Consider the following 15280-nt stretch of genomic DNA (forward strand, 5'->3'; position numbering starts at 1 on the left):
CTCCCCGCGACCTCAGCGAATACCTCACAGCGGCAGGGCCATCCCCTGCCGCTGTTTGTTTATGCGGGACCTTCGGCCGCCAACGCCCTGCACCGTTCCGCCGTGCGCTCATCGGCTGGGAACATGCACTCGATGCGCAGTTCCTCCACCGTCACGTCGCGGGCGGTGCCGAAGGTGGTGATAGTGGAGAAGAAGCGCAGGGGGTGGCCCTCGCCGTCCAAGGCGCCGCCGGCGAAGACCGTGGTGCACAGCGGCAGGGGGTAGGCGTCGGGGTCCCGCGACCGCCAGCGGGCGGGCACGCCGGGATAGGCCAGCACGTCGTCCAGCAGGGTGCGCAGGCCCTGATCCAGGGGCGTGGCCGCCACCTCGTTGTGCAGATGGCGGATCAGGTCGCCGGCCAGGCTTTCCCAATTGCCCATGACGGCGCGCATGTCCTCTGGATCGAAGATCTGGCGCAGGATGTTGTTATGTCGGGGCATGCGGCCACGCGCCAGGCTGACGATGCGGGCGGTGGCACGGTTGATGCGCACCACGTCCCATCGGCGGTCCATCACCAGGGCGGGATAAGGTTCCTGCTGCTTGATGATGAAGTCGATGGCCTGACGCACGGGTGCCATCTCCGGCATCGTCAGGGTGCGCTCGCCATAGCGGGGCGCGTAGCCGGCGGCCACCAGCAGGGCGTTGCGCTCCCGCAGGGGCATGTCCAGCGTATCGGCCAGGCGGGCCAACAACTCGCGGCTGGGCTGGGCCTTGCCGGTTTCCACACAGCTGAGGTGCCGGGTGGAGACGCCGGCCTCCAGCGCCAGATCCATCTGGCTCATGCGCCGCGCCGCCCGCCATTCGCGCAGCAGCAGGCCCAGCGGAGTCAGCTGGGAGGGGATGGCGGTCACGGTCGCGGCGGCATGGGTCATGGTGGGTGAATGATACGGCGGCCGTGGGCAAAAGCCATGACCTTGGAGGTCAAGAAACCATGACCTGGCGGGTTATCGACCGCGCATGAGACCCGGGCGTATCCCTGGGGCATCCGAACCACCCGCCCCCACCACCCTGCTCCAGAGGGGATGAGAGATGCTGACCGCACCGTTCGCCCGCCGTCATTTCCTGCAAGGCCTGGCCGGGGCCGGCGCCACGCTGGCACTGGGAAGCCCCGGTGCCGGCGCGGCCGCCCTGTCCGGCACCGGGCCGCTGGACGCCGCCGCCTACCGGTCCTTGCGCCGCTACGCCGGCACGCCCTTCGGCCATGTCGCCTACATGGACCAGGGCAGCGGCCCCGACGCCCTGTTCCTGCACGGTTTCCCCCTGAACAGCTTCCAATGGCGCGGCGCCATCGACCGGCTGTCGGCCCATCGCCGCTGCCTGGCGCCGGACTTCCTGGGCCTGGGCTACAGCCGCGTGCCGGACGGCCAGGCGGTGACGCCCATGGTCCAGGTGCGCATGCTGGCCGCCTTCCTGGACAGCGTGGGCGCCAACACCGTGGACATCGTGGCCAATGACAGCGGCGGGGCCGTGGCCCAACTGTTCGTCACCCAATACCCCAAGCGGGTGCGCAGCCTGCTGCTGACCAACTGCGATACCGAGCCCGACAGCCCACCCCCGGCCCTGCGGCCGGTGCTGGACATGGCGCGGGCCGGAACCTTCGCCGACCGCTGGCTGGCGCGCTGGGTGGCGGACAAGGATTTGGCCCGCGGGCCCACGGGCCTGGGCGGCCAGACCTTCAGCGACCCCACCCGCCCCACGGACGAGGCCATCGACTATTACCTGGGCCCGCTGGTCAGCAGCCCCCGGCGCAAGGACCTGGTGCACGCCTACACCCTGGGCCTGGACCCCAACCCGCTGGCCGGCATCGAGAAGGAATTGCGCCGCGTGACGGTACCCGCGCGCATCGTCTGGGGCACCGCCGACACCATCTTCGACCCCGCCGGCGGCGACTACCTGGCCGGCATCCTGCCCAATTGCCAGGGCGTGCGCCATCTGCCCCAGGCCAAGCTGTTCTTCCCCGAGGAATATCCGGACGTGATCGCGGCGGAGGCCAGGACGCTGTGGGGCGTGACCGCCTGAAAGCCCACCGTCCCCTTTTCCAGCAAAAAAAACCCCGCGGGAGCGATCCCGCGGGGTTTTTCGATGCGCGAGAGCGGCTTAGGCGGCGCGGACCTGCTGCAGGAAGCGGTCCACCTGGCCGGCCAGGGTGTCGGACTGCTGGGCCAGGCCGGTGGCGGCGCCCAGAACCTGGGTGGCCGACTTGCCGGTATCCTCGGCCGCGTGCTGCAGCGAGCCGATGTTGCGCGACACTTCCATGGTGCCCATGGAGGCCTGCTGGACGTTGCGGGCGATTTCCTTGGTCGCCGCGTCCTGCTCTTCCACCGCGCCCGCGACCATGTCGGAGATGTCGTTGATCTCGGCGATGGTCCTGGAAATGGTGATGATGGCGTCGACCGCGTCGCGGGTGGCGTCCTGCATGGTGGAGATCTGGGCGGAGATTTCCTCCGTCGCCTTGGCCGTCTGGTTGGCCAGGCTCTTCACCTCGCTGGCCACGACCGCGAAGCCCTTGCCGGCTTCACCGGCGCGGGCCGCCTCGATGGTGGCGTTCAGCGCCAGGAGGTTGGTCTGGCTGGCGATGTCGGAGATCAGCTTCACCACGTCGCCGATGCTCTGGGCGCGCGAGGCCAGCGACTGCACGGTCTCGTTCGTCTTCTCGGCGGTGGAGGCGGCGGCCTTGGCGATGCGGGCCGAGGTGTTGACCTGGTTGGAAATCTCGGCCAGCGAACCGGCCAGTTCCTCGGTGGCGCTTGCCACCGATTGCACGTTGGCCGAGGCCTGCTGCGTGGCGGCAGCGACGGCGCCGGCCTGGCTGCGGCTTTCGTCGGCCGAACCGGACAACGTCTGCGCGCTGGACTGCATGCGGGTGGCGGCCTCGGACACCTGGGCCACGACGCCCTTCACGGTGCTCTCGAACTCATCGGCCAGTCGGTTCATGGTGCGGCGCTTCTCTTCCGCCGACTCCCGCTCCGCCTGTTCCTGCACCTTCTTCAGGCGCTCCACCTCGATGGCGTTGTCCTTGAACACCTGGACGGAGGCGGCCATGGCGCCGATCTCGTCGCCCCGCTCCGTGCCGGTGATGTCCACGGTCAGGTCTCCGCTGGCCAGGCGGCCCATGGCGGTCTGCAAGGTGGTCAGCGGACGGCTGACCAGGAAGTGCAGCAGCACGGCCAGACCGCCGACCAGGATGGCCAGCACGATGATGGCGGTCAGCAGCGAGCCCTTGACGGTGGAGGAGATGGCCTCGTTCAGGCCCTGGCGGCTCCACGCCACGATCAGGGTGCCGACTTGGTCATGGTTGGCGCCGGCCTTCACCGGCGACATGACGATCAGGTGGTCGCCCTTGTCGAAGGACTTGGTCTCGGTGACCTTCTTGGGCAGGTCCTTGTCCTTGTCGATGGCGTAGGTCGGCAGGGTCTTGCTGTCGAAGCTGTCCAGGGATTCGCCATCGGCGTCGTTCACGCGCACACCCGCCAGGCTGCCGCCCGCGCGGGTGCTGAGGTCGGCATAGGCGTCGGCGATAGAATCCTGCTGCTTGAAGCGGACGGCGGCGCTCATCTGCTGCGCCAGCATTTCCGTTTCCTGCCGCTCGGACGCCACGGACTGGGCCAGCATGGCCTTATGCATCTGGTTGGTGCTGAGCCAAATGACAGCACCCAGGCCGATAATCGTGGGAATGGCGACCGCGGGGGCGATCTTGCGCCCAATGGTAAACCAGCTCTTGGAATTTTCCGGCTTCTTCACCAGGCCACTGACGCGTCCCAAAAACCCATCTGCCTCATACGACATTATTAACTACCCCTGCTTTGTTCATTGCCCCGCGCCGCTCTCATCGCCAAGACCGGCAACCACCCTGCCGAACCCGGTGCGCGCCCCCGGGCCCCACCCACAGTTCGGTGGCGGCCGGCCTAGGCCCTGGGCTAATACCTAGACATGCTTTCGCAGACCTGTAAACTGACTTATAACCTCAACTACAGTTAACGCCGCCAGGGACCACGACGACTGAAATTTATCCTTCGCAATGCGGAAAGGATTTCAGTTCTGATCCATTAGCGTCCGACTCTGGTTAAAACGCCGGAATCCAAGGCGGTAGCGGGGTGAGGTAAACGAAATGGGGGGAAAGGGGTCGGACCCCGCTGTTCTTCTTAGCATTTTAAGTAATAAAAATTCAGCTCGGATGACAAAAAACATCATCGCTCCGTCACATCGGATCTCGGCCGCCATCGCTCCGGCCGACCGGGACGGCGGCTGATCGCGAACAGGGCGTGGGCCCGCAGCGTACGGGCCCCGGGCGTGAACACAACCGTAGGTAACGATCCGTAAACCTTTGGCGGATAGTCTTTTTTTGACCGTGTACTTACTGGACTCTGGGAGGTTGGTGCAGATGATGAAGCGGGTGGCAGCCATCGTCCTGATGGCTGGTTTGGGGGTTGCGGGCGTGGCGCGGGCGGAGTGCTCGCTGGGCGCGCCCCCCGCCGTGCCGGACGGCAGCAAGGCGGCGGAAGCGGAAATGCAGGCGGCATCCGCGGCCGTGAAGAAGTTCATGGCGGAGACCCAGGACTATATGAGCTGTGTCGAGTTCGAAGGCAAAAACGGCAACGGCAACTGGCAGAAGAAGTACAACGACGCCGTCGACCAGATGCAGAAGCTCGCGAGCGAATTCAACAAACAGTTGAAGGCCTTCAAATCCAAATAAAGGTTAACGCCCTCCGTTCCGCCGCCCCTTGCTGGGGCCGGCGGACGGGCGGCGTGGCGCCTCGTTTGGTGGCGCCACCTTAAGTGGCGGATAACGGGTAAGGCGCCTCACCGCCGGTGCGGCGTTTTGTCCGCCGATGGCGAGCCCGCGTTCGACGGACCGGGGGCGCCGGGCACGGCGGGGGCGGTCGGCAAATCCGGCTGGGCAGCCTTTCCATGGGACGGGGCCGCGTCCAGCGGCACCGTCACCACCGTTGGCGGCTTGCGAGGCGTGACGATGGGCGGCATGGCCAGCCCCTGCGGCTGGACGGCGATGGAGGAGTAGGGCGTGCGCTTGGGCTCCGGCGGGCGCTCCAGGTGGCGCGTCACCAGATTCACCAGGGTGGCGTCATCCCAAGGCTCCACCGCGCGGCCCAGGCGCAGGATCACCAGGTCCGCCGCCTTCGACACATAGAGCCGCTGGCCACCGGCACCGGCCATGAAGACGGTGTCCGGCTCGGCGAAGGCTTCGGCCGCCTTGATGGGCCCGCCCTTCTCCCGCGGCCAAGCCAGGCGCACCCGCATGCCCTCGTTGCGGGCGAACAGCGTGGGGCGCTGCATCTCCTCCACCCAGGGCATGGGCAGGACGGGGCGGTTCTCCACCTGGCCGCCGTCCTTCAACAGCAGGCCCAGGCGCAACCAGTCGCGCGCCGTCGCCTTGACGCAGCACCCCACCACGGTGGCGCGGCCGCCGTCATCCAGCAGCATCTCCGCCGGGCGGGCGCCGATCGCGGCCCACAGCCCCTGCGACAAATAGGCCGCCAGCGGCTGCCTGGTCGCCTTCTCCAACACCAGGGCCAGCACCTGCAATTCACCTTCCGCCGGCTTGTAGCGGGTGCCGGGCTCCGCTTCCAGCGCCAAACCCTTCAGCCAGGCGCCGGCATCGGCCGCCGCCGGGCCGCCCGGGGTGCCGTTATCGGGCGGGAAGCCCAGGCCGCTGCTGCCCACCAGCAGGTCGCGCACGGTGATCCGGCCCCGGGGATCGTCCTTCCAGTCCGGGAAGATCTGGCCCAGCGGCTGATCGGCGGAGGTGAGGAAGCCGTCCTGGATGGCCTTGCCGGTCAGGAAGGTCAGCAGGCCCGCCTGGAGGCCGGCGCCGTCCATCAAATCGGCCGGGCGGGTGCCGGGACCGTAGTCCTCCACCTGCAAGGCGCCGCGATACCAGACCAGCAGGGCGGTGGTGCCGGTGTTGGACTCGAAGGTGTGCAGCGCCTTCAGGCCCTCATCGGAAATCTGTCGGTCATCGGGCGAGGCCACCGTCAGGATGGCCCCGTCGCCGCCCGCAACCTCCACCGTCACCGGACCGCGGGGGGCCGGGGGCTCCGCCGCCACCGGTGGCGGGGGTGGCGGCGTTTCCGCGCGCTTGCCCCAGTGGGCCAGCAGCAGGCCGCCGCCGATGGCCACCGCCGCCACCGGTGCCAGCAGCAGGGCCACCCGAAGATAGCCGCCGCGCGGCTCACCAGGCTTGGAAGCGCCGGGCTTGGGCGGGGTCGGCCCCGATTTCGGTGATTGGGACATCGGTACGTAACGCTCCCCAGGGGCGGATGGGTCCGCCCGGGCGCCGGCCCGGCACGAACTCCGCCATAAGCCTTGGCCGTGACTGTGGCACGGCCAAGGCAGCGAGAGTTGGCGGGGCCGCCTTACTTGCGTTCGCGGACCGGATAGTCGACGCCGTCGACCACTTCCCAGCTGCCATCAGGCTGGCGGCAGATGAAACCGGTCTGATGGCGGAACAACTGGCCCTGGAACACCACCGAGTGGAACTCGCGGCACGGGCGGTTCTTGGCGTCGAAGCCGTCGCGCAGCATCTTCACGGTGCCCTGTCGGCCCGTCTGCGGGTTCGTCCAGCTCACGGTTTCCTGGATGGGCTTGCCCGTGGCCTCCTTCAGCGCCGTCTGCAGCGCGGCCAGGTCGCTGGCATCCAGCGTGATGTCCGTGGGCGGCGGCTTGGGCGCCTCGACGGCCGGCGGTTCGGCCGGCGCCGCGGGCTTCTCCTCGGGCTTGGCGGCGCAACCCGCCAGCGCCAGCAGCATCAGTCCCGCGACCGATAGCTTCATCTTCATCCCTTTGGCTCCTGCATCCCCTGGTGAACGCCCCCCAATATCGATGGCGCCCCGATCGAGCGCCCCTTTTGCCAAAGGTGACGCCCGCCGCGCAATCCCCGCCGAAGCCCGACCCCCGAAAGCCAGAGCCCGGAAGCCATATTCCGCCGAAGGGCCGAGACGGGCGGGTGCGACGGATCGTCCGTGAAACCGCTCCCCTTCACGGGCGCAACTGGCATAATGCGGCCCGTATTCGTGCCAGTACCGAAAGCCTGCATCGCATGACCGACATGAAAACCGGCGTAAACCCCCTGTTCCTGCGGGAGGAGGAGCTACGGCAGGCGATGGAGATGCTGTTCTACGCCTACCGCGACTTCACCGCCGAGCCCGACACCATGCTGGAGAAGATCGGCCTGGGCCGGGCGCACCACCGCGTCATCTACTTCGTGGGCCGCCATCCCCACATCACGGTGACCGACCTGCTGGGCATCCTGCGCATCACGAAGCAGAGCCTGTCGCGCGTGCTGCAGGATCTGGTGCGGGAGGAATACATCGTGCAGCGCCAGGGCACCCGCGACCGGCGCCAGCGCCTGCTGGACCTGACGCCCAAGGGCCAGGAACTGGAGCGCCAGCTGTCCGAACCGCAGCGCCAGTTGATCGCCCGCGCCTACCGCCGGGCGGGGGCGGAGGCGGTGGAGGGCTTCCGCAAGGTCATGGTCGGCATCATGGACGACAGCGACCGGGACACGTTCGCCCAGGCGCGGCCCGCCGTGGCGGCGCTGGCGAAGCGCTGAGCCCCAGTTATGCTATGCTGCCGCCCCGCGACCGTTAGGGAGAGCATCCGGCCATGACGATGACGCAGCAGGCCCTGCCCGAGGAGCAGCCCCACATCCTGGTGGTGGATGACGACGACCGCCTGCGCGAGGCCCTGCGGCGGTATTTGTCGCAGAACGGCTTCATCGTCTCGGCCGCGGCGGACGCGGCGGCGGCCCGGCGCATGCTGGCCTCCCTCAACTTCGACCTCATGGTGCTGGACGTCCGCATGCCCGGCGAGTCGGGGCTGGAGCTGACCCGCAGCCTGCGCGCCGATGGCGGCCTGCCCATTCTGCTGCTGACGGCCAACGGCCAGCCGGACGACCGCATCGCCGGGCTGGAGGCGGGGGCCGACGACTACCTGCCCAAGCCCTTCGAGCCGCGCGAGCTGGTGCTGCGCATCACCTCCATCCTGCGCCGCCTGCCCAAGCCGGCGGCGGCCGCGGCGGAGGTGCGCCTGGGCCGCTGGGTGTTCGACGCGGAACGGGAGGAGCTGCGCTCGGGCGAGGAGACCGTGCGCCTGACGAGTGGCGAGGCCAGCCTGCTGCGCACCCTGGCCGCCCAGCCGGGGGTGGTGTTCACGCGGGAGGATCTGGGCCGCGCCGGCATCGACAGCAACGCCCGCGCCATCGACGTGCAGGTCACCCGCCTGCGTCGCAAGATCGAGACCGACCCGCGCCAGCCGCGCTACCTGCAGACCGTGCGCGGCGAAGGCTATGTGCTGCGGCCCGACTGACGCCGCCCTTGAGTCGCTGAAGGACGCCCCATGAGCATGACGCGTGAACAGGCGCCCCGGCGCCAGAGTCTGGGGGCGCCCCCGGTGATCAACCCTTCCGGCATGGTGAAGCGCCTGCTGCCGCGCACGCTGTTCGGCCGGTCGCTGCTGATCATCACCACGCCGGTGATCCTGGCCCAGGCCATCGCCACCTTCTATTTCTATGACCAGCATTGGGAACGGGTGACCAACAACCAGGCCTTCGGCGTGGCGGGCGAGATCGCCATGGTCATCGAGCAGCTGGGTCGCGACCAGACACCGGAAGACCAGGACGCGACCCTGGACATGGTGACCCGCACCACCGACCTGATGGTGACCTTCCGCCCGGGCGAACGGCTGCCCAACTGGCACCGCCAGCATCTGTTCGGCATCCTGGAGCACACGCTGGGCCGGGCCCTGGATGAGAAGGTGGGCCGCCCCTGGACCATAGACACCCACGTCGCCCACGAATGGTACGGGATCAACGTGCAGCTGCCCGACGGCGTGCTGCACGTCCTGTCGCCGGAGCGGCGGCTGTTCAGCTTCACCAGCTGGGTGTTCATCCTGTGGATGGCCGGCAGCTCGCTGCTGCTGTTCACCATCGCCATCATGTTCATGCGCAACCAGATCCGGCCTATCCGCCGCCTGGCCATCGCGGCGGAGGCCTTCGGCAAAGGCCGCGACACCCCCCTGTTCAAGCCGGAGGGCGCGTCGGAGGTGCGGCAGGCCGCCACGGCCTTCCTGCAGATGCGGGAACGCATCCAGCGCCAGATCAGCCAGCGCACCGAGATGCTGGCCGGGGTCAGCCACGACCTGCGCACCCCGCTCACCCGCATGCGCCTGCAGCTGGCCATGCTGCCCGAGGCCCAGGAGGTGGAGGAGCTGAAGGCCGACGTGGCCGAGATGGAGGGGATGATCGAGGCCTATCTGGCCTTCGCCCGGGGCGAAGGCGCCGAACCGCCCGCCCCCACCGACGTGGGCGCCCTGCTGACCGACGTGGTGGCCAACGCCCGGCGCGAGGGCCGCTCGGTGGAACTGAGCCTGCCCGACGCCACCATCCTCGTGCCGCTGCGCGCCAACGACTTCCGCCGCTGCGTCGCCAACCTGGTGGGCAACGCCGTGCGCTATGCCGGCCGCGCCTGGGTGACCCTGCAGCGCCAGGGCGGCCACCTCTATGTCCTGGTCGACGACAACGGCCCAGGCATTCCGGTCGAGATGCGGGAGGAGGTCTTCCGACCCTTCCACCGCCTGGACAGCTCCCGCAACCAAGCCACCGGCGGTGTCGGCCTGGGCCTGGGCATCGCCCGCGACATCGCCAACCGCCATGGCGGCAACGTCCTGCTGGAGGACAGCCCCCGGGGCGGCCTGCGGGCGGTGATCAGGCTGCCTGTGTAACGCGCGCCCAATGAGCACGCGATCCGGAAAGCAAAAATGAAAACGGGCGGCACCCGAGGGTACCGCCCGTCCGTCATTCAGCGCGAGGCTGCAACCAGGCTTAGTGCTTGGTCTGGGCCTTGGCGATGGCGGCCTTCACTTCCTCGATGCTTTCCTTCACGCGGTTGGACAGCACGTCGGCGGCTTCGCTGTTGGACTTGGCGATCAGCTCGGCCAGTTCCTTGACGTTGGCCAGGGCCTTCTCGAAAGCGGTCTTCACCAGCTCGGCCTGCTTGGCGACCTTGTCTTCCGGGGTGCCGGTGGACAGGAAGTCGGAAACCACGGAGGAGGTCTCCTCCAGGCTCTGGCGCAGGATTTCGGCCTGGCGGCGCAGGACGGCCTGGATGCCTTCCACGGCCAGCTGGTTGGCGGCCGTCACGGCCTCGATGTTCTTGCGCTGGGCCGCGACGAAGGCATCGACGTCGATGCCCGGCACCTTGTAGTCGGCCAGCGTCTTGCTGAAGTCCACCTTGGTGAACTCAGCGAACTTGGACGGGTCGAAGAACTTCGTCATGTCGAAGTCGAGAAACGGATTGGTCGCCATAGTGTTCAGATCCCTATACGGCTTGCGCCGCTGCGGTGCGGCAATTCCGGGGGGATAATGCTCGGGGTAAGCCAGCCGGTCAATGGTTTTTGTGCACCGCACAATAAACTCTTTTGGCTAGTATGGGCCGGCCGAGCACCGCCATAGGTCGAACCGGCTAAGACACCGGTGGCACCCGCCCCTTACGCCTAGGCGACGTCCACAACCCGGGCGCCGGTCAGTCGGGCCAGCACGTCGGGGGCGATGGCGAACACGGCGTTGGGGGTGCCAGCCGCCGCCCAGACCGTGGGAAATGACAGCAAACGGCGGTCGAACAATGTGACAGGCGTCACCGCATGGCCCAGCGGCGGAACGCCGCCGATGGGGAAACCCGTGGTCAACCGCACATATTCCGGATCGGCGCGCAGCAACCGGTCGCCGTTCAGCATGTCGGCGAGGGCCTTGGCCACCAGGGCCTCGTTGATGCGGGTGGCGCCCGACGCCACCACCAGGACGGAGGCGTTTTTTTCGCGCGTGCGAAAAACGATTGACTTGGCGATTTGTGCCGCATCGCAACCAATCACCGCCGCCGCCTCGGCCGCCGTACGGGTGGTGGCGGCGAATTCCACGACGTGGATGGGCTGGCCCAGGTCGTTCAGCAGGTTCTGAATCTTCTGCGCGCTGGGGCTGAGGGGTCCGGCCATGACGCGTCAGCCCGCCAGTTCCCGCGACCGCCGACTGGCGGCGGCGACCGCGCGGGTCATCAGCGGCGCCAGGCCCTGCCCTTCGTCCATCAACACGTCCAGCGCCGCCTGGGTGGTGCCCTTTGGGCTGGTGACGTTGATGCGCAACTGGGTGGCGGTGGTTTCCGGGTTGCGGTACAGCAGTTCACCCGCCCCGGTCACGGTGGCCCGCGCCAGACGCAGCGCCAGATCCGGCGGCAGGCCGACGGCGGCGCCGGCGGCGGCCATGGCCTCCACCAAATGAAAGACATAGGCGGGGCCGCTGCCCGACACGGCGGTCACCGCGTCGATCAGCCCCTCATCCTCCACCCACACCACCTCGCCCACGGCGCTCAGCAGCCGCTGGCACAGGTCGCGCTGGGCGGCCGAGACGGCCGGCGTGGCATAGGCGCCGGAGATGCCCCGGCCCACGGCCGCCGGCGTGTTGGGCATGGCCCGCACCAGCGCGGCGCCCGCCCCCAGCACCTTCTGGAAATAGGCGATGGTCTTGCCGGCGGCGATGGACAGGAAGACGGCGCCGCCGGCATACGCGGCGTAGGCCGGCAGCGCCTGGTCCATCATCTGGGGCTTCACCGCCAGCACCACGGCGGTGGGACTGAAATCCGCAGGGATGGCGGCGGGATCGGACACCAGGACGGTCCCTTCCGGCGCGGTCGCGGCAGGGGCCGCGGGGTCGACGATGACCACGCGACGGACGGTGCCCGCCGCCTGCCATCCGGCCAGCATGGCGCCGCCCATCTTGCCGAAGCCCACCAACAACAAATCCACAGCCGTCATCCCCGCACCATAGTCATGACATTCAAACGGAGGTCCCGGGGTGTGGGCTGTATCAAGCTTCGCCGAGCGTGTCCAGAATGGCGGCGGAAACGGCGTCCGCGGCACTTTTGCCGCCCCAGATGACGAACTGGAACGCGGGGTAGTAGCGCTCGCACTCCGCCACCGCGATTTCGACCAAATCCTCGATCTGTTCGACGCTGGCGGCCCGCGCGCCCCGCAGCAGCAGGGTCTGGCGGAACATGGGCGTGTGCTCTTCACTGCACACGTCGAAGTGGCCCAGCCACATCTTGCCGTTCACCTCGGCCAAAAGCTCGGTGACGGCCAGCTTGCGCGCCGGCGGCACCTTCATGTCGAACTGACATGAGAACTGCATGGCGCTGACTTCGTTCTGCCAAACGAAAAACAGCCGGTAGTCGCACCACCGGCCGTTGATCTCGACGATCATCTCGTCTTCGCTGGCGCGCTCGAACGGCCATTCGTTGGCCGAGACGATCTCCTCGACGATATCAAGGGGATTGTGGGTGGTGCTGCTAGTCTCGACGGCAAGTGCCGACATGATACGCCCTCCTGTCGCGCGCGATGGCAAGGGACGACCCATCCCACCCGGCGCCGGACCGGAAACGTCCGATCCGCTCAAAACAAAATCTGGTGCTGCCGGGCGTGGGAGCTACCAGGGGTACGGTGCCAGAGGACAACCGCACTCGCAACCGTCTTCTACCCGGCCGCCTAGGCCGCTTAACCCCACTTCCCATGTGGGCAGGGCCGGAAGCCCGGGATCCCTTGGGTTTCCGGCCCAAGGCACCCCTTTCGGCCAGGGGTGCGCACGCTCAGGCCGGCTTGTCCGCCTCGGCCGCGGCCTTGGCCACAACCGACTCAAGGTGGGCGACGCGATCCAGCAGCGCCTGCTGCAGGGCCATCAGCCGGTTGATCTCATCCTCCTGCGCGCGGGCGCGGGCGGCCATCTCCTTCACGGCCTCGAACTCGTCCCGGCGGACCATGTCCAGGCCGCTGAGCACGCGTTCCAGGCGCTGGCGCACATGGCCCTCGACCTCGTTCTTCAGCCCTGCCACGGCGCCGACGGCGCCCCCGGCCACGCGGGCCAAATCGTCCAGCACCTTGTTGTCCACCTGCATCGCCCTTATCCTCAAAGCAGTGCCGCCGCCTCGGCCCCGATGCGGCGGGACCCCGGAAAGCGAACGGCCATCAAGCCGCCATTATCGCGCCCCACGTTCGCACGTGCAACAGCACCTTCGAAGCGCCCCGGGTGACCGTCATGGGGCGTGCCGCAGGGCGTTCGCATACCGGCCGCCGGTTGCGACCGGGGCGCGGGGCCCCTATAAAGCCGAACAGCCGAGTCCATTTCTTTCACACGGCCGGCCATGTGGGGGTGGATGCCGGCCGGGACAAGGGCGTGCCGACGTGCCCGGCGCCCACCGCATGACAGGCCGGAAGAAGACGTCCACGGGGATATCCGCAGCATCATGGCCCTCGCCTTTCCCAACATCAGCCCAACGATCGTCGAGATCGGCCCCTTCGCCCTGCGCTGGTACGCGCTGGCCTACATCGTGGGCGTCACGCTGGGCTACCGCCTGGCGCTGGGCATGGCCCGGCGCATGAACGGCCGTCCCACCCCGGCGGAGTTGGACGACTTCCTGGTCTGGGCGGTGGTCGGCGTGCTGGCCGGCGGGCGCCTCGGCTTCATCCTGTTCTACAACCTGGATTTCTACCTGCAGCACCCGCTGGACATGTTGAAGGTCTGGAACGGCGGCATGTCCTTCCACGGCGGCATGACGGGCGTGGCCCTTGCCGTGCTGCTGTTCGCGCGGCGGCGCGGCTTCAACCCGCTGTCCTTGGGCGACCTGGCCGCCGTGGCCGCCCCCATCGGCCTGTTCCTGGGCCGCCTGGCCAATTTCGTGAACGGGGAATTGTGGGGCCGGCCCACCGACGTGCCCTGGGGCATGGTCTTCCCCCACGCCGACGACCTGCCCCGCCACCCCAGCCAACTGTATGAGGCGGGGCTGGAGGGCATCGTGCTGTTCACCGCGCTGTTCCTGCTGTCGCGCGTCCCGGCGGTGCGGGACCGCACCGGCACGCTGACCGGCGCCTTCCTCATCGGCTACGCCCTGTGCCGCATCACGGCCGAGTTCTTCCGCGAGCCCGACGTGCAGGTGGGCTTTCTGCTGGGCGGCGGCGTCACCATGGGCCAGATCCTGTCTGTGCCCATGCTGCTGATCGGCGTGGTCCTGGTGGCCCTGGCCCGCCGCCGCGTGCCGGCGGCGGCCTGATGCCAGGGACGTCTTCGCCCCCCGGAACCCTGGCCGGCCATCTCATCCGCCGTATCCGTGACGAGGGGCCGTTACGTCTGTCCGCCTTCATGGCCGAGGCGCTGGGCCATCCCACCCTGGGGTATTACACCACCCGCGACCCGCTCGGCGCCGCCGGCGACTTCACCACCGCGCCCGAGATCAGCCAGATGTTCGGGGAACTGCTGGGCCTGTGGTGCGCCCAGGCGTGGCTGACCCTGGGCTCGCCTGCGCCTTTGCACCTGGTGGAACTGGGCCCCGGGCGCGGCACGCTGATGGCGGACGCGCTGCGCGCCATGGCCCGGGTACCCGGCCTGACCCAGGCCCTGCGCGTCCACATGGTGGAAACCAGCCCGTCCTTGCGCGCCCGTCAGCGCGCCACCCTGGCGGCCCTGCCCGCCACCGCCCAGCCACCCCATCCCGTCGCCTGGGCCGATAGCCTGGAGGCGGTGCCCGATGGGCCGCTGCTGGTGCTGGCCAACGAATTCTTCGACGCGTTGCCCATCCGCCAGATGCAGAAGACGGCGCGCGGCTGGGCCGAACGTTGCGTCACCTGGCTGGAGCCGGAAAGCCGCTTCGCCTGGACGCTGGACGCCGGCGGCGGCGCCGAACTGCTGGTGCCGCCCGGCCTACGGGACGCGCCCGACGGCGCGGTGGTGGAACTGTGCCCCGCCGCGCTGACCGTTGCGGGGGAGATCGGGCGCCGCCTGGCCGCCCAACCGGGCGCCGCCCTGGTGGTGGACTATGGTTATGACGCGCCGCCGCTGGGCGACACGCTGCAGGCGGTGCGCGGCCACGCCTACGCCGCCGTATTGGACGACCCCGGCCAAGCCGACCTGACGGCCCACGTCGATTTCCGCACCCTGGCCGCCATGGCGGTGGCGGCCGGCGCCCAGTCCCATGGCGTTGTCGAGCAGGGGGCCCTGCTGCACCGTCTGGGCATCCAGCAGCGCGCCGCCACCTTGAAGCGGGGCGCGGTGGCCCCGCAGGCCCATGCCATCGATCTGGCGCTGGACCGCCTGACCGCCCCCGACCAGATGGGCCGCCTGTTCAAGGCCCTGGCCCTGACCAGCCCAGGCGTGCCGGCGCCCGCCGGCTTCGAACCCAATGAAGGCTGATCC

General features: G+C 68.8%; 16 protein-coding genes. 7 read left to right on the forward strand and 9 right to left on the reverse strand.

Features of this window, described 5'->3' with window-relative positions:
- Positions 1 to 59: 59 nt before the first annotated feature.
- The gene (locus UAJ10_RS21390; protein ID WP_322917226.1) at positions 60 to 911 is read right to left on the reverse strand and encodes a helix-turn-helix domain-containing protein; all 852 of its coding nucleotides are present in this window, start codon (positions 909 to 911) and stop codon (positions 60 to 62) included.
- A 157-nt stretch (positions 912 to 1068) separates the two neighbouring features.
- Here UAJ10_RS21390 and UAJ10_RS21395 point away from each other — a divergent pair, with 157 nt between their 5' ends.
- A complete protein-coding gene (locus UAJ10_RS21395) occupies positions 1069 to 2058 on the forward strand; it encodes an alpha/beta fold hydrolase (protein WP_322917227.1) in 990 nt (329 codons plus the stop codon).
- A 78-nt stretch (positions 2059 to 2136) separates the two neighbouring features.
- On the opposite strand, the gene UAJ10_RS21400 is transcribed toward UAJ10_RS21395, so the two are convergent.
- Complete coding sequence (locus UAJ10_RS21400; protein WP_322917228.1) at positions 2137 to 3801, reverse strand: methyl-accepting chemotaxis protein; 1665 nt, start codon at positions 3799 to 3801, stop codon at positions 2137 to 2139.
- A 619-nt stretch (positions 3802 to 4420) separates the two neighbouring features.
- Between UAJ10_RS21400 and UAJ10_RS21405 the strand changes: the two genes are divergently transcribed.
- Positions 4421 to 4732 (forward strand): hypothetical protein, encoded by a 312-nt coding sequence (locus UAJ10_RS21405; protein WP_322917229.1) that lies wholly within the window; start codon positions 4421 to 4423, stop codon positions 4730 to 4732.
- Between the two features lie 107 nt (positions 4733 to 4839).
- Here UAJ10_RS21405 and UAJ10_RS21410 read toward each other — a convergent pair whose 3' ends face one another.
- Both UAJ10_RS21410 and UAJ10_RS21415 read right to left on the reverse strand, forming a co-directional pair.
- Entirely contained in the window at positions 4840 to 6288 is a 1449-nt protein-coding gene (locus UAJ10_RS21410) for a serine hydrolase domain-containing protein (protein WP_322917230.1), read from the reverse strand.
- Between the two features lie 122 nt (positions 6289 to 6410).
- Positions 6411 to 6833 (reverse strand): RT0821/Lpp0805 family surface protein, encoded by a 423-nt coding sequence (locus tag UAJ10_RS21415; RefSeq protein WP_322917231.1) that lies wholly within the window; start codon positions 6831 to 6833, stop codon positions 6411 to 6413.
- A 260-nt stretch (positions 6834 to 7093) separates the two neighbouring features.
- On the opposite strand from UAJ10_RS21415, the gene UAJ10_RS21420 reads away from it, so the two are divergent.
- Genes UAJ10_RS21420 through UAJ10_RS21430 form a run of 3 tightly spaced genes read left to right on the forward strand, consistent with a single transcriptional unit; the run spans position 7094 to position 9774 of the window.
- On the forward strand, positions 7094 to 7606 hold the full coding sequence (locus tag UAJ10_RS21420) for a MarR family winged helix-turn-helix transcriptional regulator (protein WP_145613288.1): 513 nt from the start codon (positions 7094 to 7096) through the stop codon (positions 7604 to 7606).
- A gap of 53 nt (positions 7607 to 7659) precedes the next feature.
- Positions 7660 to 8361 (forward strand): response regulator, encoded by a 702-nt coding sequence (locus UAJ10_RS21425; RefSeq protein WP_322917232.1) that lies wholly within the window; start codon positions 7660 to 7662, stop codon positions 8359 to 8361.
- 30 nt (positions 8362 to 8391) lie between these two features.
- Positions 8392 to 9774, forward strand: coding sequence for an ATP-binding protein (locus UAJ10_RS21430; protein ID WP_322917233.1), 1383 nt, complete (start codon positions 8392 to 8394; stop codon positions 9772 to 9774).
- 100 nt (positions 9775 to 9874) lie between these two features.
- Here UAJ10_RS21430 and UAJ10_RS21435 read toward each other — a convergent pair whose 3' ends face one another.
- From UAJ10_RS21435 to UAJ10_RS21455, 5 genes are all read right to left on the reverse strand, one after another.
- Positions 9875 to 10357, reverse strand: coding sequence for a phasin family protein (locus UAJ10_RS21435; protein WP_004272223.1), 483 nt, complete (start codon positions 10355 to 10357; stop codon positions 9875 to 9877).
- A gap of 188 nt (positions 10358 to 10545) precedes the next feature.
- Positions 10546 to 11040 carry a YbaK/EbsC family protein gene (locus UAJ10_RS21440; protein ID WP_322917234.1) on the reverse strand — a complete coding sequence of 165 codons (495 nt, stop codon included), beginning with the start codon at positions 11038 to 11040 and terminating at the stop codon, positions 10546 to 10548.
- A 6-nt stretch (positions 11041 to 11046) separates the two neighbouring features.
- Positions 11047 to 11856, reverse strand: coding sequence for a pyrroline-5-carboxylate reductase (proC, locus tag UAJ10_RS21445; RefSeq protein WP_322917235.1), 810 nt, complete (start codon positions 11854 to 11856; stop codon positions 11047 to 11049).
- Positions 11857 to 11908: 52 nt separating this feature from the next.
- On the reverse strand, positions 11909 to 12412 hold the full coding sequence (locus UAJ10_RS21450) for a type III secretion system chaperone family protein (protein WP_322917236.1): 504 nt from the start codon (positions 12410 to 12412) through the stop codon (positions 11909 to 11911).
- A gap of 271 nt (positions 12413 to 12683) precedes the next feature.
- Entirely contained in the window at positions 12684 to 12989 is a 306-nt protein-coding gene (locus tag UAJ10_RS21455) for an accessory factor UbiK family protein (RefSeq protein ID WP_322917237.1), read from the reverse strand.
- Between the two features lie 348 nt (positions 12990 to 13337).
- On the opposite strand from UAJ10_RS21455, the gene lgt reads away from it, so the two are divergent.
- Entirely contained in the window at positions 13338 to 14141 is an 804-nt protein-coding gene (lgt, locus tag UAJ10_RS21460; RefSeq protein ID WP_322917238.1) for a prolipoprotein diacylglyceryl transferase, read from the forward strand.
- Positions 14141 to 15277, forward strand: coding sequence for a class I SAM-dependent methyltransferase (locus UAJ10_RS21465; RefSeq protein ID WP_322917239.1), 1137 nt, complete (start codon positions 14141 to 14143; stop codon positions 15275 to 15277). The genes lgt and UAJ10_RS21465 overlap by 1 nt, the downstream gene beginning before the upstream one ends.
- Positions 15278 to 15280 lie beyond the last annotated feature (3 nt).

Origin of the sequence: Nitrospirillum guaranorum (assembly GCF_034653275.1) — a bacterium.
GTDB lineage: Bacteria > Pseudomonadota > Alphaproteobacteria > Azospirillales > Azospirillaceae > Nitrospirillum.